The sequence below is a fragment of the Actinomadura soli genome (genome assembly GCF_005889715.1).
Lineage (GTDB): Bacteria > Actinomycetota > Actinomycetes > Streptosporangiales > Streptosporangiaceae > Spirillospora > Spirillospora soli.
The window spans coordinates 1-4,661 of record NZ_VCKW01000420.1 but is presented as its reverse complement, the minus strand read 5'-3'; the positions used below and the strand labels follow the sequence as shown (position 1 = coordinate 4,661).

The window sequence follows — 4,661 nt, the reverse complement described above, 5'->3', positions numbered from 1 at the left end:
CGGCGAAGGAGATGGCGGCGCGCCGCCCGCCGTCCCCTGAGCCGCTGGTCCGGGGCCGCGGGACCCGCCCGGGCAGGGCGGTCATCCACCGCGCCCCGGGCCCTGAGTAGGCTCGTTTCCTATGAAGGAGCCGCGGATCCTGTTCGTCCACGCCCATCCGGACGACGAGTCCATCGGGACCGGGGCGACCATGGCCAAGTACGCCGCCGAGGGCGCCCACGTCTGTCTCGTCACGTGCACGCTGGGCGAGGAGGGCGAGGTCATCCCGGAGGAGCTGCGCCACCTGGCCTCCGACAAGGAGGACCGCCTCGGCGAGCACCGGATCGGTGAGCTCGCGGCGGCGTGCGCGGCGCTCGGCGTCCGCGACCACCGCTTCCTCGGCGGCCCGGGCCGCTGGCGCGACTCCGGGATGATGGGCGCGCCCACGAACGACGACCCGCGCTGCTTCTGGCGCGCCGACGCCGGCACCGCGGCGCTGGACCTCGTCACCGTCATCCGGGACGTCCGGCCGCAGGTGATCGTCACCTACGACGAGCGCGGCAACTACGGCCACCCCGACCACATCCAGGCGCACCGCGTCGCGTGGCGGGCGTTCGAGCTGGCCGCCGACCCCGCCCACGAGGACGGCGCCGAGCCGTGGCGGGCCGCCAAGTTCTACGCCTACGCCACGCCGCGGACCGTCCTCGCCCGCGCGATCGCCGTGATGCGGGAGGCGAAGCTGCCGTTCGCCCGCGTCGCCGGGCTGGACGAGCTCGGGTCCGGCGTCCCCGACGGGCAGGTCACCACGGTCGTGGACGCCCGCGCGCACCTGCCCGCCAAGCTCGCCGCCCTGCGCGCCCACCGCACCCAGATCGTCGTGGCGCCCGAGCAGGTCGGGCCGTTCTTCGCGCTGTCGAACAACCTGGGCCAGCAGGCGTTCGGCACCGAGTACTTCATCCTCCAGGCCGGCGAGCCGGGCCCGGTCGGCCCCGGGCCCCGCGAGCGCGACCTGTTCGCCGGCCTGACCGACCAGACCTGACCGGCCGGCAGCCTGACCGGCCCGCCGGACGGCCCCGCCGCCCGGCCGTCTCGGTACGCTGGCGTTCGTGGACGAAGACGACGACGAGACCCGGGTGAGCCTCGCCAAGCAGGGCCTTCCCGAGCACGGCGGGCCGCCGGGGGACCCCGGGCCGCCCGTGCCGGGCCCGCCGGACGGCGAGGCCCCGCTCGACGCGGTCGTGTCCGGCGCCGTCTACGCGGTGCTCGGGCTGCTCGGCGCCGTGTACGGGCTGATCGGCTCGTTCGTCCAGGACTGGACGGTGGACCGGGTGCCGGTCGCGTCGATCGTCCTCGCCCTGGTGCTGTTCGCCCTGGTGCGGCTGGCCGGCTGGGGGACCGGCGGCCGGACGGGCCCCGTCATCATCGCGCTGACCTGGCTGATCGTCGTCTTCATCCTGTCCAACGAGGGCCCCGGCGGCGACCTCGTCATGCCGACGGAGCTGAGCGGCAAGACCAACTACGCCGGGTACGTCTACATCATCGGCGGGCTGGCCGCGGCCGTCCTCGCGATCCTGCGCGTCCGTCCCGGCGGGCCGTCCGGGCAGTGGCTCCTGGGCAAGGCGGGACGCACCGGCCACTAGCCCGGCCGCGTCCCGCATCGCCGCTCAGGTGGAGGCGTGCGCCGGTTCCGCGTCCATGCCCGCGGGCGTCCCGGACCGGTGCCCCCTCAGGGCCAGGCAGGCCACGGCGCTGAGGAACATCACACCGATGGGCAGGATCATCGCCGGCTTCATGGCGTGCACGAACCCGTGCGAGAACACCTGCGCGGCCAGCTCGTGGAGGCGGTGCGCCACGTTCGGCGGGAGGCCGGTCGGTATCTGCTGCTTCGCTCCGCTCTGGCCGGCGCCGACCTCCAGCCCGCCCTTGGCCGCCTCCGCGAAGCCCCGGACGAATCCCGGCCGCGCGCCGGGCGGCAGGGCGGACGAGCGGGCGGCCGCCTCGTCCCGCAGCGACGACGCGAGCTGGTTCTGCAGGAGCGCGCCGACCGCCGCGGCGCCGAGCACGGAGCCGACCTGCCGGATCGTGTTGTTGACCCCGGACGCGGCGCCCGCGAGCCGTGGCGGGACGTGCCGGGTCGCCTCGGTGGCCATCGGGGCGAACACGCAGCCGATGCCGGTCCCGGCCACGATGAGCGGGGCGATGAAGGCGGTCCAGTCGCTGCCGACCTCGGCGATGGCCGCGACCCAGAGCATCCCGCCGGCGTAGAGCGTGAGCCCGGCCATCAGGATGTACTTGCCGCCGATGCGGTCCGACAGCCGTCCGGCGACGGGCGCGAGGAACATCGACATGACCGAGGACGGCGCCAGGACGAGCCCCGCCTTGAGGGCGCTGAACCCCAGCACCGACTGCAGGTAGATCGTCAGCGGCAGGATCATGCCGATCATGCCGACCGACACGGCCGCGCCGACGATGCTCAGGATCGTGAAGTTGCGGTCCCTGAACAGCGAGAACGGGACGAGCGGCTCCGCGTCCTGCCGGGTGCGCTGGTGCGCGGCGAAGACCAGGAACAGGACGGCGCCGGCGGCGATCAGCCCCCAGATGACGGCGTTCCACTCGAACTTCTGGCCCTCGGTGAGCGCGAACGTCAGGCAGAACAGGGCGGCGGAGGCCAGCAGCACGCCGGTCAGGTCGAACCTGTGCCGGGGGCCCGGCATGCGGCCGGGCAGGATCGGCACGGCCATGGCCAGCACGATCGCGCCGATCGGCAGGTTCACGAAGAAGATCCACCGCCAGTCGAGGTGGGTGACCAGCAGCCCGCCGAGCGTGGGCCCGGCGATGGTGGACACCCCGGCCACCCCGCCCCAGACGCCGAGGGCGGTGCCGCGCCGCTCCGCCGGGAACACCCCGATGATGATCGACATGGTCTGCGGCATGAGCAGCGCGGCGCCGAGGCCCTGGACGGCGCGGCCGGCGATGAGCTGCGCCGGGTCCTGCGCGATCCCGCATGCCAGGCTGGACAGCGTGAACAGCGCCGCACCGGTGATGAACAGGTTCTTCTTGCCCCACAGGTCGCCGAGCCGGCCCGCGGTGATCAGCAGGACGGCGAGCACCAGGACGTAGGCGTTGATGACCCACAGGACCTGGTCGAGCGAGGCGTCCAGCTTCTCGGTGATGCTCGGGATCGCGATGTTCACGATCGTCAGGTCGAGCAGCGTCATGAAGAAGCCGAGCGAGAGCGTCAGCAGGATCGCCCACGGATTTCCGCGCCATCTGCTCATGAGGTCCCCCCTGTCGTGTGGCGTGTCGTGGTCGTCGCGGGGATCAGGGTCGCCGGGCGGGTGGCGTCGTCGTCCTTCCAGGTGAGACGGCCGGACTCCAGGTCGTCCGCCAGGCCCCGGGTGAAGTCGAGCTCGGCGCGGACCCGCGTGATCAGCCACTCCTGGTCGATCAGCTTGTACCGTTCCAACCCGGTCTTCAGCAGCGCGTCGTGGGCCGCCTGGTGCCCGGCGAGGAGCGCCTCCAGCGCGACGGCGCGGTGGCGCAGCTGCCGCGCGACGTCGGCCTCGGGCAGCAGGTTGATGAACGCCAGCGCGGTGCCGTACAGCGGGAACTCCTCGGCGGGACGCGCGAGCAGCTCGGCGAGCCTGATGTGCGCGGCGTCCCGTCCGGCGGCGGTCACCGCGTACACGGTCCGCTCGGGCCGGCGTCCCTCCCGGCTCGTCTCCAGCGGCTCGATCAGCCCGCCTCCGGCGAGCCGCTCCACCGAGTGGTACAGCGCGCCGTGCGTGATCTTGACCGCCTGGTCATAGGCGTGGTCGCGGATGCGCTGCTGCATCTCGTACGGGTGCATGGGCCCGTCGCACAGCATGCGCAGCACGGTCAGCGCGAGCGGGGTAAGGGGGCGGGACATCGTGACGGGGCCTCGGTGGTCGGCGATTAGTCCGGTCAAACTAATCCATATAGACGACTACCGTCACTTTAGATTATTGCCGGACATACCGCCCGGGTGGGGGTGGGGTTCAGCGGACGGCGTCGACCGTGTTCCCCGCGCCGTTGCGGGCGACGTACTCGCCGACCCGGTCGTCCCGGACGGCCGTGAACAGCGCCCGGGCACCGGCCTCGTCCAGGAGGACGACACTCTGCTCGCCCCGCTGGCCCGTCCCCGCGACGGGGGTGGTCAGGTATTCGCGCAGCGGCGTCCGCAGCAGCCGGCGCGCCAGCCCGCGCAGCGTGCCGGACGTCACGGAGTCGTCCACGGTCACCGACCGCGTCGCCGCCCGGATGAACCGGTCGATCTTGATCGGGTTGCGGGTGTCGAGCGCCTTCTCCGCCAGGGCGTGCAGGAACGCCTGCTGCCGCTTGATCCGGTCGAGGTCGCCGTCCGGGAGGTTCCAGCGCTGCCGGACGAAGTCCAGGGCCTCGACGCCGTCCAGGTGCTGGCGGCCCGCCTGCCAGGTGCGGTCGTGCTTCGGATCGTGGGTCTTCTTGGTGATGGTGACGTCCACGCCGCCGAGCGCGTCGGTCATCTGCACGAACCCGCCGAAGTCGAGCGCGGCGTAGTGGTCGACGCGGACGCCCGTGAGCTGCTCCACCGTCCTGATCAGCAGCGCGGGCCCGCCATGGGCGAACGCGGCGTTGATCTTCGTCGTGCCGTGCCCCGGGACGGGCACCCACCCGTCCCG

5 protein-coding genes are annotated in these 4,661 nt (G+C 73.0%); 2 read left to right on the top strand and 3 right to left on the bottom strand.

All coding sequences use genetic code 11. From position 1 onward, the window contains the following. Positions 1-121: 121 nt before the first annotated feature. The gene (gene mshB, locus ETD83_RS39590; RefSeq protein ID WP_138650390.1) at positions 122-1,018 is read left to right on the top strand and encodes an N-acetyl-1-D-myo-inositol-2-amino-2-deoxy-alpha-D-glucopyranoside deacetylase; all 897 of its coding nucleotides are present in this window, start codon (positions 122-124) and stop codon (positions 1,016-1,018) included. 67 nt (positions 1,019-1,085) lie between these two features. Continuing rightward, positions 1,086-1,619 carry a DUF6113 family protein gene (locus ETD83_RS39585; protein ID WP_138650389.1) on the top strand — a complete coding sequence of 178 codons (534 nt, stop codon included), beginning with the start codon at positions 1,086-1,088 and terminating at the stop codon, positions 1,617-1,619. A 24-nt stretch (positions 1,620-1,643) separates the two neighbouring features. On the opposite strand, the gene ETD83_RS39580 is transcribed toward ETD83_RS39585, so the two are convergent. The 3 genes from ETD83_RS39580 to ETD83_RS39570 form a co-directional block, all read right to left on the bottom strand. Further along, the gene (locus ETD83_RS39580) at positions 1,644-3,257 is read right to left on the bottom strand and encodes a DHA2 family efflux MFS transporter permease subunit (RefSeq protein WP_138650388.1); all 1,614 of its coding nucleotides are present in this window, start codon (positions 3,255-3,257) and stop codon (positions 1,644-1,646) included. After that, a complete protein-coding gene (locus tag ETD83_RS39575) occupies positions 3,254-3,889 on the bottom strand; it encodes a PadR family transcriptional regulator (RefSeq protein ID WP_138650386.1) in 636 nt (211 codons plus the stop codon). Before ETD83_RS39575 ends, ETD83_RS39580 begins: the two co-directional genes overlap by 4 nt. Before the next feature lie 109 nt (positions 3,890-3,998). Continuing rightward, the coding region (locus ETD83_RS39570; protein ID WP_138650384.1) for an LCP family protein at positions 3,999-4,661 on the bottom strand (663 nt) is incomplete at its 5' end.

Coding starts and splice junctions, on each gene's coding strand:
- mshB (WP_138650390.1), top strand. CDS start 122: ATGAAGGAGCCGCGGATCCTGTTCGTCCACGCCCATCCGGACGACGAG.
- ETD83_RS39580 (WP_138650388.1), bottom strand. CDS start 3,257: ATGAGCAGATGGCGCGGAAATCCGTGGGCGATCCTGCTGACGCTCTCG.
- ETD83_RS39575 (WP_138650386.1), bottom strand. CDS start 3,889: ATGTCCCGCCCCCTTACCCCGCTCGCGCTGACCGTGCTGCGCATGCTG.